The organism is Phycicoccus sp. (genome assembly GCF_035325325.1).
Taxonomy (GTDB): Bacteria; Actinomycetota; Actinomycetes; order Actinomycetales; family Dermatophilaceae; genus Phycicoccus.
Window position 1 is genome coordinate 1 of the sequence record NZ_DAOLAC010000018.1, and the last position, 22,379, is coordinate 22,379.

Here is a 22,379-nt window from a genome sequence, read left to right on the forward strand (position 1 = left end):
CGGGGGGGGCGGGGGGGGGGGGGGGGGGGGGGGGTGCTGCCCCCCCCCCGCCACGGGCCCGCCGACGCGCGGTGGGTCCGCGAGCTCCGTGGCCGCGGCCGCGCCACCGGCCTCCCCGGGCAGGTCGGCGGCGGGGATGTCGAGCACCCGCCCCGGGGACGTCGCCGTGGGCACGAGGACGAGGGTCTCGATACCGGGGAGGGGCGCGGACGGGCGGTGCCGGGTCACGAGCCGGAGGACGACGTCGCCGCGGCCGGCGAGGCCCAGCTGCTCACGCACGGACAGGGCGGCCTCCGGGGACGTGCGCCGGGCGGAGCTGAGGAGGACGACGTTCACGGGCGGGACTCCTCGACGACGGGGGTGGGCAGGCCGAGGCCGGCGGCCAGGGCCTCGACCCGCGGGCGCAGCTGCAGGTCACGGGCGCAGCGTGCGGCGAACTCGGCGCACGCGGCGCGCTGCTCCGCGGAGGCGTGACGGGCGGCGTGCGCGGCCGCCTCCACGGCCCGGGCGACCGCCTCGGGCGTGAGCTCGTCCACCGGGAACCACAACGGGTAGTCGCGCAGGACGTCGCTGGCCGCGTTGCCCGGGTCGTGCACGGAGACGATCGGCAGCGCGCTCGCCGTGTACTCGAACACCTTGCCGCTCGTGACGTACTTGCCCTTGCCGAGGATGAGCAGGGTCGCGTCGAAGGTGTCGTAGACCTCGCGGACCCGCTGCTTGGGCAGCGGACCGGCGTAGCGCAGGCCGTCGGCCGCGTGGTCGTCGACGATCCGCAGCAGCGCCGGGCTCGGGGTCGCGTAGTACCCGAGGTAGCCCCAGACCTCGGCCGTCGCGGCGTCGAGGTCGGCGGTGCGGGACCGGGCGAGGGCCCAGCCGTCGGCGAAGGGCTTGAGGGGCACCTTGGGGCTCACCGTGCCGATGTAGCCGAAGCGCAGCGGCCGGTCCGGCGGCGGTGGGCCCGTCCGCGCGACGGGCGCGAACTCCGGGTCGTAGCCGTTGGCGACCACGTGCATCCGCTCGGCGTGGTGCGGGTACCGCTCCTGGTGCCAGGCCCGGATCGGCTCGTTGACGAACCACACCTCGCGTGCGCCGGCGACGTACTCGCGCTCGAGGCGGGCCACCTCGGAGTCGTCGGCGTGCACCTGGGTGCCGTCGAAGACGTCGAGGGTCCACGCGTCGCGGTAGTCCATGACGTAGGGCACGCCGTGGGTGCGGTGGAGGTGGGCGGCCACCGTGAAGTCGACGTTCGGGTTCGCCGAGGCCACCACGAGGTCGACCGGGTCCGCGGCCTGGATGCGGTCGGCGGCCGCCTCGAGGGGGCGACGCCAGGGCCCGTAGCCGACCTCGGGGAAGTCGCGGACGTCGAGACGCTTGCGCCGGCGCAGCCAGAGGCGGGGGAAGAAGGCCCGGGTGGCGCTCCAGCGCCGCACGTCGGTCTCCAGCACCGGCCACTCGAACGGCACCCGCACGACCTCGATCCGGGGGTCGACCTTCTCCTCCAGGGACAGGTCCGTGCCGGTGAACCGGGTGAACGTCTCGCGGTCGGCGGTCAGCACGGTGACCCGCATCCCGGCCGCGGCGAACGCGTTGGCGGTCGCGAGCGCACGGTAGACCCCGCCGCCCCGGCACGGGGGGAACCCCCACGCGACGTAGAGCACGTGCGGAGCGCTGCTGCTGCTCGCGGGTGTGGACACGACGGACCTCCTGGTGGTGCGCGCACCCCGCGTCTGCCGAAGGAGGGCGCCCGCGGGCGACGACTCGCCGAGCAGGCTAGTCGACCGGTCCGGTCCGGCCGAACCGGACGGCCGCGCGGTCCCGCCCGCGCCCCGGGCCCGGCGGCTGCGGTGGCCGCGAGCCGCGGCCCTAGGCTGGGGACCGACAGGCCGGTCCACTGGACCGGCGCCTTCCGGACAGGAGGAGACCGTGGGAACCAGGGTCCAGGACAGCGCGGACGTCTCGCCGCAGGCACAGCTCGGCGACGGCACGTCCGTCTGGCACCTCGCGCAGGTGCGCGAGGGCGCGGTGCTCGGCGAGAACTGCATCGTGGGCAGGGGCGCGTACGTCGGCACCGGCGTGCGGATGGGCGACAACTGCAAGCTGCAGAACTACGCCCTCGTCTACGAGCCGGCGGTCCTCGAGGACGGGGTGTTCGTCGGACCCGCCGTCGTCTTCACCAACGACCACTACCCCCGGTCGGTCGACCCGGACGGCCGGCTCAAGCGGGGCGACGACTGGGAGGCCGTGGGCGTCACCTGCAAGGAGGGCTCGTCCATCGGCGCGCGTGCCGTGTGCGTCGCCCCGGTGACCATCGGCCGCTGGGCGATGGTGGCCGCGGGCTCGGTCGTCGTGAAGGACGTCCCCGACTTCGCCCTCGTCGCCGGGGTCCCGGCCCGGCGGCTACGATGGGTCGGCCGCGCCGGGGTGCCCCTCGAGCCCGCGGGCGAGGGCCGATGGGTCTGCCCGACGACCGGAGCGACCTACCTCGAAGACGACGACCGCCTGATGGAGGCTGCACAGTGACCGAGTTCATCCCGCCCGCCAAGCCGCTCATCGGCGACGAGGAGAGGGAGGCCGTCGACCGCGTCCTGCGCAGCGGCATGCTCGCGCAGGGCCCCGAGGTCAAGGCCTTCGAGGAGGAGTTCTCGGCACACTTCGGCCTCGGCCGCGCCTGCGTCGCGGTCAACTCCGGCACGTCCGGCCAGCACCTCGGGCTGCTCTCCTGCGGCGTCAAGGCCGGCGACGAGGTCATCGTCCCGTCGTTCACCTTCGCCGCCACCGCGAACTCGGTCGCCCTCACCGGGGCCACCCCGGTCTTCGCCGACATCGACGCCGACGACTTCTGCCTGTCGCCGGAGGCGGTCGAGGCCGCCATCACCGAGCGGACCGTCGGCATCATGCCGGTGCACCTCTACGGCCACCCCGCGAAGATGGACCGGCTCATGGCGATCGCCGAGCAGCACGGCATCCAGGTCTTCGAGGACGCCGCCCAGGCCCACGGCGCGAAGCTGAACGGCACGCCGGTCGGCGCCTTCGGCTCGTTCGCGATGTTCTCGCTCTACCCGACGAAGAACATGACCTCGGGCGAGGGTGGCATGGTCTCGGTGGCCAACGCCGAGATCGAGCGGAACATGCGCCTGTACCGCAACCAGGGCATGGAGAAGCAGTACCACAACGAGGTCGTCGGCCTGAACAACCGGATGACCGACATCCACGCCGCCATCGGCCGGGTGCAGCTGACCAAGGTCGACGGGTGGACCGCCACCCGGCAGCAGAACGCCGCGTTCTACGACGCGAACCTCGAGGGCGTCGTCGTGCCCCCGGTCGCCGCGGGCGCCGTGCACGTCTACCACCAGTACACGATCCGGGTCCCGCAGGACCGCGACGGCTTCTCGGCCGCGCTCAAGGAGCAGTTCAACGTCGGCTCGGGCATGTTCTACCCGGTGCCGAACCACCGCCTCGCGCCGTTCCAGGCCGACGTCGACCTCCCCGAGACCGAGAAGGCCGCGGCCGAGTGCCTCTCGCTCCCGGTGCACCCGTCGCTCTCCCAGGAGGACCTCGAGCGCGTCGTCACCGCGGTCAACACCCTCGCGAAGGCGGGCTCCTGATGGCGAACCTGCGCGCGGGCCTCATCGGCCTGGGGATGATGGGGCGCCACCACGCCCGCGTCCTCGCCAGCCTGCCGGGCGTCGACCTCGTCGCGGTCGCCGACCCCGGCGGTGACGTCCACGGCGTCGCCGGCGGCCGGCCGGTGGAGGCCGACATCGAGGCGCTCATCGCGCACGGTATCGACTACTGCATGGTCGCCGTCCCGACCGTCTACCACGAGCAGGTCGGCCTCACCCTCGCGGAGGCGGGCGTCCACGCCCTCATCGAGAAGCCGCTGGCCCAGGACACCGCGTCCTCGACCCGCGTGGCCGAGGCCTTCGCGGCCAAGGGTCTCGTCGGCGCGGTCGGCCACATCGAGCGCTACAACCCGGCCCTCCAGCAGGCCCGGTCCCGCATCGAGGCCGGGGAGCTCGGCGACCTGTACCAGGTCGTCACCCGGCGGCAGGGGCCCTTCCCGGCCCGGATCGCCGACGTCGGGGTGGTCAAGGACCTCGGCACCCACGACATCGACCTCACCGCCTGGGTCACCCAGCAGGAGTTCACCTCGGTGTCGGCCCGCACGGCCTTCCGTTCCGGGCGCGAGCACGAGGACATGGTCGCCGCGGTCGGGCAGCTCTCCGGCGGCACCATCACCAACCACCTCGTCAACTGGCTCTCGCCGTTCAAGGAGCGGGTCACGGTCATCACCGGCACCAAGGGCTGCTTCGTTGCCGACACGCTGACCGCCGACCTCACCTTCCACGCCAACGGACAGGTCGAGTCCTCGTGGGACGACATCGCGAACTTCCGCGGGGTCTCCGAGGGCGATGTCGTCCGCTTCGCGATCCCGAAGCCCGAGCCGCTGCGCACCGAGCACGAGCAGTTCCGCGACGCGGTGCTCGGGAAGGACGCGGACATCGTCACGATGCAGCAGGGCCTGCGCACCGTGCGCGTGGCCGAGGCGTGCATCGAGTCCTCGAAGACCGGCCAGGTCATCACCGTCTGACGACGCGACGGAGGGCCGGGGTCAGACGACCCCGGCCCTCCGTCGTCGCCGTCGTGGTCAGCGGGGCAGGTGCTCCTCGAGGGCAGCGACGGTGGCCGCCGCCGCCCGGCCCTCGCCGTAGGGCGCCTCGTCGGTCGGTGCGGGGGCGGGACGGTCGACGACCTCGGTGAGCGTCGAGACGTCCTGGACGAGCACGTTCCAGCCGAGGTCGACGGTCTCGGTCCACTCGGTCTCGGTGCGCACCGTCGTGCACGGGGTGCGCAGCAGGAAGGCCTCCTTCTGCAGGCCTCCGGAGTCGGTGACGACGGCCCGGGCCCGGCTGACCGCTCCGACCATCGCGGGGTAGTCGAGCGGCGCGATGGGGTGGACCGAGCCCTGCTCGAGGGGGATGCCCGCCTCGGCGGCCTTGGCGACCAGCCGCGGGTGGGCGGTGAGGACGACCGGGTGGGGGAGCGCGGCCAGGCCCTCGACGATGGCGCGCAGGCGCTGCGGATCGTCGGTGTTCTCGGCCCGGTGGATCGTCGAGAGGACGAAGGAGCCGGGCTCCAGGCCGGCCGGGGCGGCGGCGGGGGAGTCCGCGACGCGCCGCGCGGTCTCGAGGCAGACGTCGGTCATCACGTCACCGGTGACGACCGAGCGGTCGCCGAGGCCCTCGGCGCGCAGGTGCGCGAGCGCGACCTCGGTAGGGGCCAGGCACAGGTCGGCGGCGTGGTCGGTGAGCACGCGGTTGTGCTCCTCGGGCATCCGCCGGTTGTAGGAGCGCAGCCCGGCCTCCAGGTGGGCGAGCGGGAGGTGCAGCTTGACGGCCGAGAGCGCCCCCGCGATCGTGCTGTTGGTGTCGCCGTAGACGAGCACCCAGTCGGGGCGGTGCTCGAGGAGGACCGCGTCCATGGCCGAGAGCATCGCGCCGGTCTGCACGCCGTGCGAACCCGAGCCGACGCCGAGGTGGACGTCCGGGGCGGGGATGCCCAGGTCCTGGAAGAAGACGTCGGACATGTTGGCGTCGTAGTGCTGGCCGGTGTGCACGATGACGTGGTCGTGACCGGCGTCGGCCATCGCGTGGGCGACGGGCGCGAGCTTGACGAACTGGGGCCGGGCTCCGACGACCGACAGGACTCTCATGGGTGACCCTCCGGGGCGCTGGGATGCACGGGCACGCCCCGGTGGGGCGCCCCTAGGCTAACGGCTGGGGGATGGACCGCCATCGGCCCGGGCGGTGCCGGCCGGTGTACACAGACCTCCGAGTTCGAGTGGCCGGCCGCTGCTCGGTAGACTGCCGGGCGACCGCGGGCCGCCCGAGCCCGACCACGGCCACCCCCCAAGGACGGATACCCAGTGAAGATCTGCGTCGTTGCGCTCGGCAAGATCGGGCTGCCCCTCGCGGTCCAGTTCGCCGCGAAGGGACACGACGTCGTCGGCGTCGACGTCAACCCCGCGACGGTCGAGGCGGTCAACGCCGCCACTGAGCCCTTTCCCGGCGAGGCGCACCTCCAGGAGAAGCTGACCGAGCTGGTGCCGGCTGGCCGACTGCGGGCCACGACCGACTACGCGGACGCGGTCCCCGGCGCCGACGCCGTGGTCCTCGTCGTTCCGCTGTTCGTCGACGGGAGCGGCACCCCGGACTTCGGGTGGATGGACGCAGCGACCCGCAGCCTCGCCGAGCACCTGACGCCCGGCACCCTCGTCTCCTACGAGACCACGCTCCCGGTCGGCACGACCCGCACCCGCTGGAAGCCGATGCTCGAGGAGGTCTCGGGCCTCACCGAGGGGGAGGACTTCCACCTCGTCTTCAGCCCCGAGCGGGTGCTCACCGGCCGGGTGTTCGCCGACCTGCGCAAGTACCCCAAGCTCATCGGCGGACTGTCCGCGGCGGGAGCGGAGCGCGCCCGGGAGTTCTACGAGGCGGTGCTCGAGTTCGACGACCGGCCCGACCTGGCCCGTCCCAACGGGGTCTGGGACCTCGGCTCTGCCGAGGCCTCCGAGCTGGCCAAGCTCGCCGAGACGACCTACCGCGACGTCAACATCGGCCTGGCCAACCAGTTCGCCCGGTTCGCCGACCGCCAGGGCATCGACATCTACTCGGTCATCGCGGCGAGCAACTCCCAGCCGTTCAGCCACATCCACCAGCCCGGCATCGCGGTCGGGGGCCACTGCATCCCCGTGTACCCGCGCCTCTACCTGCACACCGACCCCGACGCGACCGTCGTCACCGCAGCGCGCGCGGCGAACAAGGCGATGCCCGAGTACACCGTCGGGGTGCTCGAGGGCGCCCACGGCTCGCTCGAGGGACAGCGGGTCGTTGTCCTCGGCGCGTCCTACCGCGGAGGGGTCAAGGAGACGGCGTTCTCGGGCGTGTTCGACACCGTCACCGCCTTGGCAGCCCGGGGCGCGACCGTGCTCGTGCACGACCCGATGTTCGACGACGCCGAGCTCGAGCGGCTCGGCTTCACGCCCTACCACCTCGGCGACGCCGTCGATGCGGCGGTCGTCCAGGCCGACCACTCCGAGTACCGGGGGCTGCGTCCGAGCGACCTGCCCGGCGTGCGCACGCTGGTGGACGGCCGCCGGATCACAGCGGCCGCGGACTGGTCCGGCGTCACCCACCGGACCGTCGGGTTGCCGCAGGAGGTCGTCGCCCCGTGAGCTCGGCCGACGGCGTGGACCCGGCCCCGGAGAGTGCCTTCACGCGCAAACGGCGGGTCGTGATGATGGTCGGCAACGACATCGCGCACGACACCAGGGTGCTGAAGATGGGCCTGACCCTCGCCGACGCCGGCGTCGATGTGACCCTCCTGGGGTACGCGTCCTCGGGCGTGCGGGAGGAGCGGGCGTTCGGCAAGGTCCGGATCCTGCGGGTCCCGGTCGAATGGCGCCTGCGCAAGGCGTTCACCAAGGCCCGGGACCGGCGCCGCCAGCCCCGCCTCGGCATCGGCATGCGCCCCACGGCCCGACGCACCCTCGACCTCACCGCCTCGCTGCGCCGCCAGGAGGCGGACGCCCTCGGCACGCGCACGACCGGCCTGCGCGCACGTGAGGTCGCCGCCGAGCAGTTCGCTGCGCGCATCCGCGCGGGCGTCGACCGGCGAACCGCGCGCCTGGAGCGCAAGGCGTGGCGGGTCTACGACGGACTCCAGTCACGCAACGGGCACCTTGCCAGCTGGCGCCGGCTGCTGCCGCAGATCGACGACTACGAGATCGCCTTCGGGCCGGTGCTCGACCACCTCGAGTGGGACGTCCTGCACGCCCACGACGTGCACCTCATCGGCGTCGCCAGCCGGGCCGTCGCCCGGCGTCGCGCCGAGGGGCGCTCGGCCGCCTGGGTCTACGACGCCCATGAGTACGTCGCCGGCCTCTCGATCTACGGGTCGCGTACGGTCCGTCAGCGTGCGGCCTACCTCGACCTCGAGTCGGAGTACATCCACGACGCCGATGTCGTGGTCACCGTGACGCAGCCGCTGGCGGAGCAGCTCCGGGACGACTACGGGCTCGAGAAGACCCCGGCGGTCGTCATGAACAGCCCGATGCTGGGGGCTGCCGACCTGCAGGTGCCGCGCACCTTGCGCGAGCAGGTCGGACTGGCACCTGAGGTGCCGCTCGTCGTCTACAGCGGTGGTGTCACCCCGGTGCGTGGCGTTGCGACCGCGGTCGAGGCGCTCGTGCATCTGCCCGAGGTCCACCTCGCCGTGGTGGCCGTGCCCAACGTACGGATGCCCGCGGCCGAGCGACTGGCGGCCCGGGCCAGCGAGCTCGGGGTCGCCGGACGGGTCCACCTGCTCGACCCCGTGCCCCCAGACGAGGTGTCGGCCTACCTGCGCGGCTGCGACGTCGGACTGCTCCCGATCCACCACTACGGTAGCCATGAGGTGGCCCTCGCGAACAAGCTCTTCGAGTACCTGCATGCGGGCGTCCCCCTGCTCGTCAGTGACTGCCGGGCCCAGGAGGCGTTCGTCCACGAGCACGGCGTCGGGCGAGTGCACGTCGCGGACGACGTCGGTTCCTTCGTCACCGAGCTGCGCGCCCTGCTGACCGACCTGCCGCGTTACCGCGCGGTCGTCGCCGCGGACGCCGACCTGCTCGCGCCGTTCGCCTGGGACCGCCAGGAAGCGGTGCTTCGAGAGGTCTACCGTGGTCTGCTCGGCGCTGAGCACGTGCACGAGCCGATCGAGGTCACGCCGCTGGAGGGCCTGCGGGAGCGGCCGGCCGAGCGCACCGATCGGGCCTCCTACGTGGGTATCGGGCCCGCGAACATGGCCGGTCAGGCGTGGGAGTGGGCCAAAGCGCTCGAGCGCAACATCCCCGGCGTCCGGACCGAGGTCGTGGCGACCGACCGGGGCGGCCCGCTCACCTTCCCAGCCGACCAGCTCGTCCCCACGGACCGGTATGCCAAGGACTGGGCGTGGGCAGCCGGCTTCCAGGCCCGGGCCCTCGAGACGTGGACCCATGCCCTGCTCGAGGCCGGGCGCCCAGTGTTCGGGCTGCGCAACGGCCGCGACTTCACCGGAGACGCCGACGTCCTGCGCGCGGTGGGGGTGCGCGTCGGGCTCATCCTGCACGGCTCCGAGATCCGCAACCCCGCACGGCACGCGCACTGGACCCCCTGGTCGCCCTTCCGCAACTCCCGCGACGAGCTGACCGTCCGGCTCCAGGGCGTGGTCGACAGCCTCGCACCGCTGATCGAGGACTTCCCGGACCCGGTCTTCGTCTCCACCCCGGACCTCCTGCTCGACGTTCCCCGAGCGCAGTGGCTCCCGGTCGTCGTCGACGTCGACGCCTGGTCCGCCGACACTCCCGTCCTGGAGCGCGACCGGCCGGTGGTCCTGCACGCGCCGAGCCGCGCCAGCCTCAAGGGCACCGCCTTCGTCGACGCCGCCTTGAGCACGCTGCACGACGAGGGGGTCGTGGACTACCGGCGCATCGAGAAGGTCGCGCCGGAGGCCATGCCCGGCCTCATCGCGGCCGCGGACATCGTCCTCGACCAGTTCGCCATCGGCAGCTACGGTGTCCTCGCCGTCCAGGCCCTCGCGGCCGGGCGCGTCGTCGTCGGTCACGTCATGCCCGAGGTGCGCGAGGCGGTGGGCGAACTGCCGATCACCGAGGCCGCACCGGACACGCTGGAGGAGGTCCTGCGCGACCTCCTCGCCGATCGTGACGGCGCGCGGGCGCAGGCCGCGGCGGGGGTCTCCTTCGTCCGCGAGACGCATGACGGCCGCCGGGCCGCGCAGGTCCTCCACGAGGTTCTCGGTGTGCGCGGTGACGCTCCGGGTCCACCCTGAGACCACTCTCCGGATCGTGCCGCCGGATTTCGACGAACGTGTTGTCGGTGCCCGCCACGTGTGCGATGGTTCTGTGGCGTCGTGTGACTGGTGGTGCCACTGGTACATGACGGGCGGGCAAGGTACGCAGGGGCCGGCCGCCGCTGATTGCTGTCGAGTCCCGTGAGAGGTGAGTGTCATGCGCCGGTTCCTCGCTGTCCTGGCGACGACCGTCGTGTTCGTCGTGACCGGTGTCGTGGCGACCGGAGGGGGGGCACAGGCCGCACCCCGCCCCGTCCCCCCGGCGCAGCACACCGCACCGCTCGCGGCCCCGCCCGTCGGCACGCCCGCGGCCACGCTCGCGACCGCCGACCGGACGCGGGCCGCGGCGCACCTGCGGGCCACCGCGCGCGACGTGCGGGTGGTCTCGGCCTCCCAGGAGGTCTCGGCGCCCGACGGCCCGCGGGTCGTCGGGCTCACGTGGTCCGGCCCAACCGACGGCCTCGTCGTCGAGTACCGGACCCGGACCGGGTCGGGGGAGTGGTCCGGCTGGCAGGAGACCGAGGCGGACGACCACGGACCCGACCCGGGCACGGGCGAGGGCAAGGGCGAGCGCCCCGGCTCGGACCCCATCGCCGTCGGCACCGGGACGAGCGTCCAGGTGCGGGCGCTCGGGACCTCGGCTCAGCGCACGAGCAAGATCGCGCTGACCGTCGTCGACCCCGGCAGCTCGCCGGCCGACCAGAGCGTCGGGACGGCGATGCCGGGTGCTGCCGGTGCGGCCGCCGCGCGCCCGGTCATCTACACCCGGGCCCAGTGGGGGGCCGACGAGCGGCTGCGCAACGGGCCGGTCCTCTACGCCGGGGTCAAGGCCGCCGTCGTGCACCACACGGTCAACTCGAACTCGTACTCGGCGGCCGACGTGCCTGCGCTGATCCGCGGCATCTACGCCTTCCACGTCAACGGGCGCGGGTGGAGCGACATCGGCTACAACTTCATCATCGACCGCTTCGGGCGGATCTGGGAGGGCCGCTACGGCGGGATGGACCGGGCGGTCGTCGGTGCGCACTCGCTCGGCGTCAACTCCTGGACGACCGGCATCGCGACCCTCGGCGACTTCACCACCGCCACCGCGCCGCCGGCCGTGATCAGCGCCTACCAGCGGCTCATCGCCTGGAAGGCCCAGATCCACCAGTTCGACCCGGCGAAGACCGCCAACCTCGCCGGGAAGATCCGGCGTGGGGTCAGCGGCCACCGCGACGTGTACTCGACCGAGTGCCCCGGAAACGGGCTCTACCGGTACATCCCGACGATCGCGGCCGGGGCCTCACCACCGGTTCGGGGCCTGCCCTCGCTGACCGTCGGCCGGGACACGGACAACAACGGGGACAACGACATCGTCCTCACCAACGACTCCCACGACCTGCTGCTGGCTCATGCCCAGGGGGGTCAGATCCAGGCCCCCGAGCGGCTCGCGGCCGGCTCGTGGCGGGGCGTCGACTCGGCGATCTCGGTCGGTGACTGGAACGGCGACCGCGTCGCGGACCTCATGGCCCGCTCGACGTCGACCGGCGACCTCCTCCTCTACCGAGGCAACGGGGTGGGCAGCCTGCAGTCCGCACTCAAGATCGGCCACGGGTGGCAGGCGATGTCCCGGATCACCGGGGTCAACGACCTCACCGGTGACGGGTACAACGACGTCGTCGCCGTGGACGGGGCGAACGCCCTGCGGATCTACGCGGGCACGGGCAGCGGACGGTTCCAGTCCGGGCGGGTCATCGGGACGGGCTGGTCGGGCATCCGGCTCATCGTCGGCGTCGGCGACTGGGACGGCAACGGAGTCCGGGACGTCCTGGGTGTGACCACCTCCGGCACCGCGGTCGTCTACCGGTGGGCGGGTTCGGGCCTGCGCACCCTGGCCGTGCTTCCGGGGGACTGGAGCCAGTACGCCAGCGTCACCGCCCTGGGCGACGCGACCGGGGACACCCGCGTCGACGTCCTCGGGGTGGACGCCTCGGGCGTCGGGACGATCATCTCGAGCACCGGCAACCCGGCCCAGACGCAGTCAGTGCCGCAGTCCCGCAGCTTCGCCGGGTACTCGGTGTACACCGGATGAGCGCTCGCGCAACCACCCGCGCGACGTGGCCGACGCGTCTCGGCCGGGTCCTCGCCGGGCTGGCGCTGACCGCCGGAGTCGCGGTGGTCCCGGCCGTCCCCGCCGAGGCCGCCGGACCCGGCCCGACCGTCCACCTGGCGGGCCGCGGTTGGGGGCACGGTATCGGGATGTCCCAGTGGGGCGCCTACGGGGCCGCCACCGCCGGCCTGACGTGGGCGCGGATCCTCGCGTTCTACTACCCGGGGACGGCGCAGGCGACCGGCTGGGACCGGTACGCGATCCGGGTCCAGCTCTCCCCGATGCGGGGCACGCCCACCGCGGTCCGGCCCGCGAGCGGGTTGCTCGTCGACACCGGCGGGTGCACCGAGGCACTGCCGGTGAGCACCGACACCACCGGCTGGCGGGCCGCTCGCTCCGGGTCCTCCTGGGTCCTGCAGCGACGCTCGGTCCTCGCCGGCGGCTGGGTCGGCGCGACGTCCACCTGCCCGGTGGCGGGCGCGGCCGACATCACCTTCCGGAACTCGTCCCACGCGTCGACCGCGGCGGTGACCGTCATCACCGCCACCGGAGCGACCCGGGACTACCGGGGCTGGGTGAGCACCGCGCTGTCCGGCTCGACCCTCGAGACGGTCAACGTCGTCATGCTCGACGACTACGTCGCCTCCGTGGTGCCCGGCGAGATGCCGGCGAGCTGGCACCCCGAGGCCCTCGCGGCCCAGGCCGTGGCCGCGCGGACCTACGCCGCCGCGCGCCTCGGATCCTCGGGCGCGTGGGACATCTGCGACACCACGGCCTGCCAGGTCTACCCGGGGCGCTCCAGCGAGCAGGCGTCCTCGACGGCGGCCGTGACGGCGACCTCGGGCCTGGTGCTCACCTCCTCTGGCGCCCCGATCACGGCCATGTTCAGCTCCTACAACGGCGGCCAGACGGCGGCGGCGAACGCGCCGTATCTCATCGCGCAGCCGGATCCGTACGAGGCGCGCTTCGCCACCCCCTCGGCCACCTGGCACGTCGAGGTCCCGGCGTCGAGCCTGGAGGCGAAGTGGCCGGCCATCGGTTTGTTCCGCGAGCTGCGCACACAGCGCGACGGGGCCGGCCGTTGGGGCGGACGGGTGACGAGCGTGACCCTCGTCGGCACCGCGGGGACCGTCACGGTGTCGGGGGGTTCGTTCCAGAGCGCCTTCGGCCTCCGCTCGACGTACTTCGCGCCCGAGTCGGTCGACGTGGGAGCGGACATCCCGGCCACCGGGTTCACCGACGTCGTCGCCCGCGACTCGGCCGGCACGGTGTGGGTCTACCCGGGGAACGGCCGGGCCGGCTGGTTGGCCCGGCGGCAGCTGGCGACCACGAACGGTGTGCGCCAAGTCCTCTCGCCGGGGGACATGACCGGCGACGGGCTCGACGACGTCCTGCTCGTGACGACCGGTGGTTACCTCGACCTGCTCCCGGCGCTGCCGGACGGCACACTGGGCCCGGCCCGCCGGATCGGCTCCGGGTGGGGGACGTACTCGGAGCTGACGGCGCCCGGGGACATGACGGGCGACGGCTTCCCGGACCTGCTCGCTCGGGACTCCTCCGGCGTGGTCTGGATCTACCGGGCCGACGGCACCGGCGGGTGGCTGGGACGCACGAAGGTCTCCTCCGGGTGGGGCTCCCTGCGTCGGTTCACGGCCGTCGGCGACTTCAGCGGGCAGGGCCGGATCGGGCTCACCGTGGTGGACGCGCAGGGCGGTCTGCGCCTCTACACCTTCTCGTCGAGCGGCACGTGGGTCGGCAGCACGCGCATCGGCTGGGGCTGGTCCACCTTCACGGCGTTCGCCGGCCCGGGCGACTTCGACGGCGACGGCAACCCCGACCTGCTCGCGCGCGACGCCGCCGGGGCCCTGCAGCTCTATCGGGGCAACGGCACCGGAGGGTGGCTGCCGCGGGTCCGGGTCGGCTCGGGCTGGAACTCCATGGCGGACATCACGAGCTGAGGTCGACGGCGAGCGGGGCGCCGGTGGCCTCGCGGACCTGCTCCTCGGTGACGTCCGGGGCGAGTTCGCGCAGGACGAGACCGTCGTCGGTGACGTCGATGACGGCGAGGTCGGTGATGATCCGCTGGACGACGGCCTTCCCGGTGAGCGGCAGGCTGCACTCCTGCACGATCTTGTGCGAGCCGTCCTTGGCGACGTGCTCCATGAGGACGACGACCTTCTTCGCGCCGTGGACGAGGTCCATCGCGCCGCCCATCCCCTTGACCATCTTCCCGGGGATCATCCAGTTGGCGATGTCGCCGGTCGCGGAGACCTGCATCGCCCCGAGGATGGCGGCGTCGACCTTGCCGCCGCGGATCATCCCGAACGAGAGCGCGGAGTCGAAGTAGGAGGCGCCGCGGCGCACCGTGACGGTCTCCTTGCCGGCGTTGATGAGGTCGGGGTCGACGGCGTCGTCGGTGGGGTAGGCGCCGACGCCGAGGATGCCGTTCTCGGACTGCAGGACGATCTCGACGTCGTCGGGGACGTAGTTCGGGACGAGGGTCGGCAGGCCGATGCCGAGGTTGACGTAGGCGCCGTCCTCGAGCTCGGCGGCGGCACGGGCGGCCATCTGCTCACGGGTCAGGGGCATGGCTCAGGCCTCCTCGGCGGCGCGGACGGTGCGCTTCTCGATGTGCTTGTCTGCGGCCTGCTCGGGGGTGAGCGGCAGCACCCGCTGGACGTAGATGCCGGGCAGGTGCACCTCGTCGGGGTCGAGCTCGCCGGGCTCGACGAGCTCCTCGACCTCGGCGACCGTGACCCGGCCGGACATCGCGCACAGCGGGTTGAAGTTGCGGCTGGACTTGTTGAAGACGAGGTTGCCGTGCCGGTCGCCCTTCCACGCGCGCACGAGGCCGAAGTCGGCGACGATCGCGTGCTCGAGGACGTACTCGCGCTCGGCGCCGTCCGCGTCCGCGAACACCCGCACCTCCTTGGCGGGGGAGGCCTTCTCGACCCCGCCGGCACCGTCGTACTTCCACGGCAGGCCGCCGTCGGCGACCTGGGAGCCGACTCCGGTCGGGGTGAAGAACGCGGGGATGCCGGCGCCGCCGGCCCGCAGCCGCTCGGCGAGCGTGCCCTGGGGCGTCAGCTCGACCTCGAGCTCGCCCTCGAGGTACTGCCGGGCGAACTCCTTGTTCTCGCCGACGTAGCTCGAGACCATCCGCCGGATCTGCTTGCTCTGCAGGAGGATGCCGAGCCCCCAGTCGTCGACCCCGCAGTTGTTGGAGACGACCTCGAGGTCCTTCGTGCCGGCCCGGTGCAGCTCGGCGATGAGGACCGAGGGGATACCGCAGAGCCCGAACCCGCCGACGGCGAGGGTCGCCCCGTCGGAGATCCCGGCCACGGCCTCGGCTGGTGTGGTGACGACTTTGTCCATACCGGGGACTCTAGTGCGGGCCGGGCAGCCCCCGGCGACCGGGCGGGACCACACGAGCCGGCCCGGCAGACGGTGCGCGGCACCACTGTCGACCGCTCGCCGGGCACCCTGACCTGCGGCATCGGCCGAACGGACGGACCCGGACAAGTACACGTTTGTAATTCGGTCGAAGCGGTTGCGCGGGGCTCGTGGGCAATGGGAGAACTGGTGTGCCCGGTGATCCGGCGGTGACGGATGTGACTTCTGTGACGTCCCTGACCACGGACCGCCGAGTGCGCCCGGACCCCTGCCCCGGGCGCCACACCCGTTCTGGATGGAGCCCCTGTGTCCCTGCCCAGCCCCGACCAGCCCTCGGCCCGTCGGCTCCCCGTGCGCACCCTCGGTGCGCTCTCGGCGTCGGTGATCGCGCTCCCGCTGGCCTCCGGCGCGGCCGATGCCGCGACCATCCCCCTCCCGAAACCGAGCCGGGCGCTGCCGACCTCCCTCGACGTCGCGCCGCCCTACGAGCCGGGCACCCAGTGCCTCACCGAGAACCAGCCCGGTCCGGTCGCCTTCGCCAAGCTGCTCAACGCGACCTACGGCACCCACGTCTGGGGCGTGCTGCGCAAGTGCGACCAGGAGCACGGCGAGGGGCGGGCCCTGGACTGGATGCTGGACTCGACCAAGCCGGCCAACCTCGCCATCGGCAACGCCGTGACCCGGTGGCTGGCCGCCCCCGACGCCCAGGGGCGCCAAGGTGCGATGGCCCGCCGCTTCGGCATCAACTACATCATCTTCAACCGGCAGATCTGGAAGGCATGGGCTCCCGAGCGCGGCTGGGCTCCCTACACCGGCTCCTCCCCGCACACCGACCACATCCACCTGTCCTTCACCTGGGACGGCGCGGTGCAGCGCACCTCATGGTGGACGGGTGTCGCGATCACCTCCTACCTCAGCGGCCCGCCCGGCGTCTCCCAGCCGACCTCGCGCAACCCGAAGGACTACGTCAACGTCACCCTGCGCAAGGGTTCGCGCGGCATCGCGGTCGAGGTCCTCCAGAAGTCGATCGGCGGGCTCGCCGTCGACGGCTCGTTCGGGCCGGCCACCGAGGCGCGGGTCATCGCGTACCAGCGGTCCAAGGGCCTGACGGCCAACGGCGTCGTCGACAGCCGGGTGTGGAACGCCCTCATCGGCACGCCGGCGACCGGCTCGACCGGAGGCACCGGCTCGACCGGGTCGGTCTCGACGACGCCGCCCACCTCGACCCTCGCCAAGTACGTCGGCGTCGTCCTGCGCAAGGGCTCGCGCGGCACCGCGGTGTCCGTGCTCCAGAAGGCGATCGGCGGCCTGGCCGTCGACGGCTCGTTCGGGCCGGCGACCGAGGCGCGGGTCAAGGCCTACCAGAAGTCCAAGAAGCTCACCCAGAACGGCGTCGTGGACAGCCGGGTCTGGAACGCCCTGATGGGCAAGCCCGTCACGGTTCCGGTGAGCTCGACGACGTCACCGCTCGCGAGGTACTCCGGGCTGACCCTTCGCCTCTGGTCCCGTGGTGACGCGGTCAAGGCCCTGCAGAAGGCGGTGGGCGGGCTCGTCGTCGACGGTTCGTTCGGGCCGAAGACCCTCGCCCGGGTGAAGGTCTGGCAGAAGAGCAAGGGCCTGGCGGTCGACGGCGTCATCGACGCCAAGGACTGGAAGGTCCTCATGAGCGGCACGGCGACCGCGCCCAGGCCCGCGACGACGGCTCCGACGACGCCGGCCCCGGCGAGCCCGACCATCTCGGTGACCACCGAGCTGACCAGCTCGAAGACCGTGACGCTGCGCAAGGGCTCCCACGGAGCCCCGGTCTCGGTCCTCCAGCGCGCGCTCGGAGGGCTCGCCGTCGACGGTCGCTTCGGCCCGGCGACGCAGGCCCGCGTCATCAGCTTCCAGCGCTCGGTCCACCTCCCGGCCACCGGGGTCGTCGACCGGAAGACCTGGGATGCCGTGGAGCGCGCCGCGCACCCGCTCCTGCCGTACTGGAACACGGTCCTCAAGCGCGGGTCGCGCGGTGCGGCCGTCGTCGCCCTCCAGAAGGCTCTCAGGGTGACGGCGGACGGCTCCTACGGCCCCGCCACCGAGGCCGCCGTCAAGGCCGCGCAGCGGGCCGCGCACCTCGCCCAGACCGGCGTCGTCGCCACCCTCACCTGGAAGGCCGTCGAGGCCCGCCTGCGCTGATCCCCGGTCGTCAGGCCGTCGCGGTGACGCCCTCGCTCGCCAGGCGCCGCCGCAGCACCTCCGGGTCCGGGGTGCCGCGGGTCAGGACGACGGAGCCGTCGCCGGCCCACGCGGCGAGCGCGGTGCGGAGGAACGCCTCGGTGTCCGTCGTGCTCGTGTGCACCCGCTCGCCCGGGCCGGTCGCGTCGGGGACGAGGTCGCCGAGCGTCACCTCGGTGCCGCCGGTCCGCAGCCCGGCCGCCGCCGGGTCGGGGTCCTCCCAGGGCACGAACACGTCGCCGTGGGTCGCCAGCTCGCGCGCCTCGTCGACGGCCCCGGCGGGAACCGGCTCGGGGGCCGAGCGCGCGAGCGCCGCGAGGGTCACGACGACGAGGCGCCCGGGAGCGTCGCCGGTGCCCGGCTCGTCCGTGACGACGACGGCGGGGTCCCCGACCGGGTCCGGGCTCGGGACGAGGGGGGCGCGGAGGGCCCACCCCGCGAGCGCCAAGGGGAGCGGGCGCAGGTGGGGGGGGAGGCCGAGCCGGACCGTGTCCCCGGGGGAGACGTCGAGCTCGTCCTGAAGCAGGTTGGCCGCCTTGGCCACCCAGTTGGCGACGACCCGGGCCGAGAGCTCGACCCGCTCGCCGCGGGTCGGTCCGTCGGTGTCGTCGTAGACGGTGACCCGCGGGCGTCCGGGGTCGGCGGCGACCAACCGGGCGAGCAGGGCGGCGGGCGTGGTGTCGGGGACCATCGCCGCCACGGTAGCAACGAGGGCGCCGACTAGGCTCTGCGGCCATGACCGACCCCGCCCCCGAGCCCGGCCACGTCCTGACCCGGGTGGCCCTCGGTGCGGGCCTCTGGGTCGTCGTCGTCACCGCCGTCGGGGGCCTGCTCGCGGCCGTCGGCGGCTGGTCGCCGTGGGTCGGCTGGCCGGTCGCCGTCCTCGCGGCGGCCGGCTCGGTCGCGGTCGTCCGCGGGCTCCCGGGGGTGCGGCTCGGGGCCGGCGCGGCCGCCGCGATGGTCGCCCTCGTCGCCGGGTTCGCCGTGTACGCCGGCGTCACGCACTCCGAGCACGTCCTCCCCCGCCGCGACGCCGCGAGCAACCTCCAGGCCGCGGTGAGCCTCGCCGCCACGCACGAGCGCGTCGTGCCGGTCGACCCGTCGGTCATCGGCGGGAGCGCGGCGCCGTCCCCGCCCAGGGCGCCGCCTTCTCCCGGGTGGGGTCGCCCGCCTCGCCCGCCGTGCAGCCGCAGTTCCTCCTGGCACCGGCGGTCGTCTACGGCTACGGCGTCTGGGTGGGGGGACCTCCGGTGGCGCAGTGGCTTCCGGCCGTCGTCATGGCCCTGGTCCTCCTCGTCGTCGGGCTGTTCGCCGCCCACCTCGCCGGACCGTGGTGGGGCGTCGCCGCGACCGGGCTCACCGCCGTCCTCTTCCCCGTCCTCAACGTCGCCCACGGCACGTACTCCGAGCAGCTGGCCCTGCTCACCCTCACGGGCGGGCTGCTGGCGGTGACCCTCGCCGTCGGCCGGGTCGGGCGGCCGGTGGAGCGGCTGGCCGTGCTCGGTGGGGTGCTCGTCGGCGGCACCGGGCTGGCCCGGGTCGACGCCCTGCGCGAGGTGCTCCTCCTCGTCCCGTTCCTCGCCGTCGGTGCGGCGCTCGGCCACCGGTGGGTCCGCCCGGCGGCGCTCGGGCTCGTGGCCTCGAGCGTCGTGGCCTGGGCGCTGGCCCTCGGGCTCTCCTACCGCTACCTCGGCGACATCCATGCCAGCCTCCTCCCGCTCGCCGCGATCGCCGTCGTCGTCCTCGCCGGGTCGGTGGCGGGACTGCGGCTGTGGCGGCGGGGTCGGCGGCTTCCCGCCGGGCTGACCAGTCGGTTGCCCGGTGCGGTCGCGGTGCTCACCCTTGCCGTCGGGGTCGGGCTGTGGACCCGCCCGTGGTGGATGACGGTGCGCCAGGACCCGACCGACCCCGGAGCGGTGTACGTCGCGGGCATGCAGCGGCGGCAGGGGCTGCCCGTCGACGGCGGGCGCACCTACGCCGAGCACACCGTCGACTGGCTCTCCTGGTACGTCGGCTGGGTGGCGCTCGTCGTCGCGCTGCTCGCCCTCGCGGCCGTCCTCCGGCAGGCCTTCCGGGCCCTGACCGAGGGACGCCTCGCGCCGTGGGCGCCGGTGCTCGTCGTGGCGGCCGGGTCGACCGTGCTCACCCTGCTGCGGCCGGGCATCACCCCCGACCACCCGTGGGCGGACCGGCGGCTGCTCATCATGCTGCCGTTCGTCGTCGTGCTCGTGGTCGTCGCAGCCGCCTGGGCTGCGCGCCGGCTCACGGCATCCGGGCGCCGGTGGGGGACACCGCTGGTCGCCGTGCTGACCGTGCTGGCCGTCGGCGTCCCCGCGGTGCTCGCGACCTGGCCGTTCCGCGGGGTCGGCGTGGAGCGCGGGTCGCTCGCCGCAGCCCGGGACGTGTGCGCGGTGCTCGGGCCGGACGACGTCGTCCTCGGCATCGACGGGCGCGCCTCGTCGGAGTGGCCGCAGACCGTGCGCGGGATGTGCGGGCGCCCGTTCTTCGTCGCGACCACCCCGGTGCGCAAGGACCCGCACCGGCTCGCCGCCCTCGTCGCGGAGCTGGCGCGCGGAGCCGCGTCGAGCGGCCACCGGCTCGTCGTCCTCGCTGCCGACGGCCCGGAGGCCATCGAGGGGCTCGGCCTGACGCCGCGGTCGGTGGTCGACATCCGCTTCCCCGAGGAGGAGCACGCCCTCGACCGGCCGCCGCGCCGGACCGACCTCGGCGGGGTCAGGGTGTCCGTGGCCGAGGTGCCGGCCGGCTGAGCCTCAGGCCCGGCTGAACTGGCCCGCGGCCCGCCGCTGGACGGCTCCACAGGTGTGCGCGTCGACCGCGACGACGAGGCCCGGGCGGGTCGAGCGCGGGCCGTAGGGGGAGCCGTCCGGGTGGACGACCGCCCCACCGGCCTCGGTGACGAGCAGCGTGCCCGGCGCGTGGTCCCACGGGTTGGAGCGCGAGTAGACGATGTAGTCGGTCTCGCCCTCGACGAGCTTCGGGTAGTCGACGCCGCAGCACACCCAGGACAGCCGCATCGGCGGCAGGCCGGGGAGGGCGTGGTCGCGCAGGGACCACATCGAGGTGACGCCGACCGGGTCGCGGTCGGGAGAGACGGGCGCGCAGGTCATCCGCTCGCCGTCGCGGAAGGTGCCGGCCCCCTTCTCCGCGACCCAGGTCCGGCCGTGCTCGGGCTGGTGGATCCACGCCCGGACGGTCTCGTCGCCAATGACCTCCGCCACCATGACGGCATGGTCGGGGGAGCCGTGGACGAAGTTCTTCGTGCCGTCGACGGGGTCGACGGTGAAGGCGTGCTCGGCCGCGAGGTAGCGGTCCATCAGCGTGTGGTCGGCGGCGAAGGCCTCCTCGCCGAGGACGACGGCGTCGGGGTGGGCCTCGAGCAGCCGCCGGGTGATGACGACCTCGGCCTCGCGGTCGGCGACGGTCACGAGGTCGCCGGGGTTCTTCTCCATCACCTCGCCGTCGGCGAGCGAGCGGAACCGGGGGGTGATCACCTCGGCGGCGACCTCCCGCAGGAGGTCGGCGACAGCGTCGGTCGACAGGCCGGACATGGGGGCAACGGTCGCACACGCCGCGACGTCGGCCAAAACCGTCCTGTCGAACCGTGCTGACCTGCGCGTTCCTCGTGCCCGGCCGCTGGGTAGGGTCCGGTCATGGCGAGGTTGCGGCGGGTGTCCCCGCGGTCGGCGGGGTGGACGCGCAGGCGGGCCGGGAAAGGTTTCTCCTACCGCGACGCCGGGGGCGAGGCGCTGCCCCGTGAGGAGGTCGAGCGCATCCGCTCGCTCGCCATCCCGCCGGCGTGGGAGGACGTGTGGATCTGCCCGTACCCCAACGGGCACATCCAGGCCGTGGGTACGGATGCCGCGGGCCGCCGCCAGTACCTCTACCACCCGGCCTGGCGCACCGCCCGCGACGAGCTGAAGTTCGACCGGGTCAAGGCCGCCGGCACCCGGCTGGCCACGGCGCGCGAGCGGATCATCGAGGATCTCGCGGGGGAGGGGATGCCGCTGGCGCGCGCGGCGGCGACCGCGACCCGGCTGCTCGACCTCGGCTACTTCCGGATCGGGTCGGACGCCTACACCGACGCCAACGGCTCGTTCGGCCTGACGACGCTGGAGCGGCGGCACGTGCGCCGACGGGGGGGCGACCTGGTGTTCTCGTTCGTCGGCAAGTCCGGCGTCGAGCACTCGATCACGGTCAGCGACCCGCAGGTCATCGAGTCGCTCAACTACATGCGGCGCCGGCGCGGGGGCTCCAGGCGGCTGCTCGCCTACCGCGGCGAGGCGAGGTGGGCCGACCTGCAGGCGTCGGCGGTCAACGAGTACATCTCGCAGATGGTCGCCGAGGACCTCACGGCCAAGGACTTCCGGACCTGGCACGCGACGGTGCTGGCCGCCGTGGCGCTCGCCGAGTCGCCGGAGAAGGGCGACACCGCGGCCTCGCGGAAGCGGGCGGTCAAGGCGGCGGTCGAGGAGGTGTCGGCCTACCTCGGCAACACCCCGACCATCGCCCGCACGTCCTACATCGACCCGCGGGTCATCGACCAGTACGAGGACGGCGTGACGATCGCGGGCACGCTGCGTCGTCGGTACCGCGAGGACGCGAAGCGACAGGCGGCCATCGAGAAGGCGGTGGCGCGGCTCATCGACGGTGCCTGACCTCGCCCGGCCAGTGTGCTCTCGCCCCGCCGGGGTGGTGTCGCTGGGCCGGGGTGGTGTGGCAGGGCGGCGTGGCGAGGTGCGGGCGGCGTGGCGAGGTGCGGGCGGCGTGGCGAGGT

General features: G+C 73.7%; 16 protein-coding genes and 1 pseudogene. 10 read left to right on the plus strand and 7 right to left on the minus strand.

The features are described from left to right. Nucleotides 1-336 (minus strand): annotated as a pseudogene (locus PKA89_RS11815) (hypothetical protein); the annotation flags it as partial. After that, nucleotides 333-1,694 (minus strand): glycosyl transferase, encoded by a 1,362-nt coding sequence (locus PKA89_RS11820; protein ID WP_324419641.1) that lies wholly within the window; start codon nucleotides 1,692-1,694, stop codon nucleotides 333-335. The gene PKA89_RS11820 and the pseudogene PKA89_RS11815, both read right to left, overlap by 4 nt. Nucleotides 1,695-1,923: 229 nt before the next feature. Between PKA89_RS11820 and PKA89_RS11825 the strand changes: the two genes are divergently transcribed. Genes PKA89_RS11825 through PKA89_RS11835 form a run of 3 tightly spaced genes read left to right on the plus strand, consistent with a single transcriptional unit; the run spans nucleotide 1,924 to nucleotide 4,591 of the window. Further along, a complete protein-coding gene (locus PKA89_RS11825) occupies nucleotides 1,924-2,520 on the plus strand; it encodes an acyltransferase (protein WP_324419643.1) in 597 nt (198 codons plus the stop codon). Next, nucleotides 2,517-3,605 (plus strand): DegT/DnrJ/EryC1/StrS family aminotransferase, encoded by a 1,089-nt coding sequence (locus PKA89_RS11830; protein ID WP_324419646.1) that lies wholly within the window; start codon nucleotides 2,517-2,519, stop codon nucleotides 3,603-3,605. Before PKA89_RS11825 ends, PKA89_RS11830 begins: the two co-directional genes overlap by 4 nt. Next, complete coding sequence (locus PKA89_RS11835) at nucleotides 3,605-4,591, plus strand: Gfo/Idh/MocA family oxidoreductase (RefSeq protein WP_324419648.1); 987 nt, start codon at nucleotides 3,605-3,607, stop codon at nucleotides 4,589-4,591. Before PKA89_RS11830 ends, PKA89_RS11835 begins: the two co-directional genes overlap by 1 nt. A 57-nt stretch (nucleotides 4,592-4,648) precedes the next feature. Here PKA89_RS11835 and wecB read toward each other — a convergent pair whose 3' ends face one another. Next, nucleotides 4,649-5,713 carry a UDP-N-acetylglucosamine 2-epimerase (non-hydrolyzing) gene (gene wecB, locus PKA89_RS11840; RefSeq protein ID WP_324419650.1) on the minus strand — a complete coding sequence of 355 codons (1,065 nt, stop codon included), beginning with the start codon at nucleotides 5,711-5,713 and terminating at the stop codon, nucleotides 4,649-4,651. 213 nt (nucleotides 5,714-5,926) lie between these two features. On the opposite strand from wecB, the gene PKA89_RS11845 reads away from it, so the two are divergent. The 4 genes from PKA89_RS11845 (at nucleotide 5,927) to PKA89_RS11860 (ending at nucleotide 13,935) form a co-directional block, all read left to right on the plus strand. Beyond that, nucleotides 5,927-7,234, plus strand: coding sequence for a nucleotide sugar dehydrogenase (locus PKA89_RS11845; RefSeq protein ID WP_324419652.1), 1,308 nt, complete (start codon nucleotides 5,927-5,929; stop codon nucleotides 7,232-7,234). Next, nucleotides 7,231-9,864, plus strand: coding sequence for a glycosyltransferase (locus tag PKA89_RS11850; protein ID WP_324419654.1), 2,634 nt, complete (start codon nucleotides 7,231-7,233; stop codon nucleotides 9,862-9,864). Before PKA89_RS11845 ends, PKA89_RS11850 begins: the two co-directional genes overlap by 4 nt. A 178-nt stretch (nucleotides 9,865-10,042) precedes the next feature. Beyond that, on the plus strand, nucleotides 10,043-11,959 hold the full coding sequence (locus tag PKA89_RS11855; RefSeq protein ID WP_324419656.1) for an FG-GAP-like repeat-containing protein: 1,917 nt from the start codon (nucleotides 10,043-10,045) through the stop codon (nucleotides 11,957-11,959). Next, nucleotides 11,956-13,935 carry a SpoIID/LytB domain-containing protein gene (locus tag PKA89_RS11860; protein WP_324419658.1) on the plus strand — a complete coding sequence of 660 codons (1,980 nt, stop codon included), beginning with the start codon at nucleotides 11,956-11,958 and terminating at the stop codon, nucleotides 13,933-13,935. The genes PKA89_RS11855 and PKA89_RS11860 overlap by 4 nt, the downstream gene beginning before the upstream one ends. On the opposite strand, the gene PKA89_RS11865 is transcribed toward PKA89_RS11860, so the two are convergent. Together PKA89_RS11865 and PKA89_RS11870 are read right to left on the minus strand one after the other, a co-directional pair. Next, nucleotides 13,925-14,566, minus strand: a complete 642-nt coding sequence (locus tag PKA89_RS11865) for a CoA transferase subunit B (protein ID WP_324419659.1) — start codon at nucleotides 14,564-14,566, stop codon at nucleotides 13,925-13,927. The two genes, PKA89_RS11860 and PKA89_RS11865, sit on opposite strands and share 11 nt — an antisense overlap. Nucleotides 14,567-14,569: 3 nt before the next feature. Then, a complete protein-coding gene (locus PKA89_RS11870; RefSeq protein ID WP_324419661.1) occupies nucleotides 14,570-15,352 on the minus strand; it encodes a CoA transferase subunit A in 783 nt (260 codons plus the stop codon). A gap of 324 nt (nucleotides 15,353-15,676) precedes the next feature. On the opposite strand from PKA89_RS11870, the gene PKA89_RS11875 reads away from it, so the two are divergent. Continuing rightward, nucleotides 15,677-17,545: a peptidoglycan-binding protein gene (locus PKA89_RS11875; protein WP_324419663.1), complete on the plus strand. Its 1,869-nt coding sequence runs from the start codon at nucleotides 15,677-15,679 to the stop codon at nucleotides 17,543-17,545. 10 nt (nucleotides 17,546-17,555) lie between these two features. Here PKA89_RS11875 and PKA89_RS11880 read toward each other — a convergent pair whose 3' ends face one another. After that, the gene (locus PKA89_RS11880) at nucleotides 17,556-18,275 is read right to left on the minus strand and encodes a TIGR03089 family protein (protein ID WP_324419666.1); all 720 of its coding nucleotides are present in this window, start codon (nucleotides 18,273-18,275) and stop codon (nucleotides 17,556-17,558) included. A gap of 490 nt (nucleotides 18,276-18,765) precedes the next feature. Between PKA89_RS11880 and PKA89_RS11885 the strand changes: the two genes are divergently transcribed. After that, nucleotides 18,766-20,352, plus strand: coding sequence for a hypothetical protein (locus tag PKA89_RS11885; RefSeq protein ID WP_324419668.1), 1,587 nt, complete (start codon nucleotides 18,766-18,768; stop codon nucleotides 20,350-20,352). Between the two features lie 3 nt (nucleotides 20,353-20,355). Here the strand turns inward: PKA89_RS11885 and PKA89_RS11890 are convergent, their stop codons facing one another. Then, complete coding sequence (locus PKA89_RS11890; RefSeq protein WP_324419670.1) at nucleotides 20,356-21,153, minus strand: inositol monophosphatase; 798 nt, start codon at nucleotides 21,151-21,153, stop codon at nucleotides 20,356-20,358. Between the two features lie 120 nt (nucleotides 21,154-21,273). Between PKA89_RS11890 and PKA89_RS11895 the strand changes: the two genes are divergently transcribed. Then, nucleotides 21,274-22,260: a DNA topoisomerase IB gene (locus PKA89_RS11895; RefSeq protein WP_324419672.1), complete on the plus strand. Its 987-nt coding sequence runs from the start codon at nucleotides 21,274-21,276 to the stop codon at nucleotides 22,258-22,260. The last annotated feature ends 119 nt before the right edge of the window (nucleotides 22,261-22,379 follow it).

Excerpts from the sequence above, each read along its gene's own strand:
- PKA89_RS11835 (WP_324419648.1), top strand. The coding sequence starts at position 3,605 with ATGGCGAACCTGCGCGCGGGCCTCATCGGCCTGGGGATGATGGGGCGC.
- wecB (WP_324419650.1), bottom strand. The coding sequence starts at position 5,713 with ATGAGAGTCCTGTCGGTCGTCGGAGCCCGGCCCCAGTTCGTCAAGCTC.
- PKA89_RS11855 (WP_324419656.1), top strand. The coding sequence starts at position 10,043 with ATGCGCCGGTTCCTCGCTGTCCTGGCGACGACCGTCGTGTTCGTCGTG.
- PKA89_RS11860 (WP_324419658.1), top strand. The coding sequence starts at position 11,956 with ATGAGCGCTCGCGCAACCACCCGCGCGACGTGGCCGACGCGTCTCGGC.
- PKA89_RS11865 (WP_324419659.1), bottom strand. The coding sequence starts at position 14,566 with ATGCCCCTGACCCGTGAGCAGATGGCCGCCCGTGCCGCCGCCGAGCTC.
- PKA89_RS11870 (WP_324419661.1), bottom strand. The coding sequence starts at position 15,352 with ATGGACAAAGTCGTCACCACACCAGCCGAGGCCGTGGCCGGGATCTCC.
- PKA89_RS11880 (WP_324419666.1), bottom strand. The coding sequence starts at position 18,275 with ATGGTCCCCGACACCACGCCCGCCGCCCTGCTCGCCCGGTTGGTCGCC.
- PKA89_RS11890 (WP_324419670.1), bottom strand. The coding sequence starts at position 21,153 with ATGTCCGGCCTGTCGACCGACGCTGTCGCCGACCTCCTGCGGGAGGTC.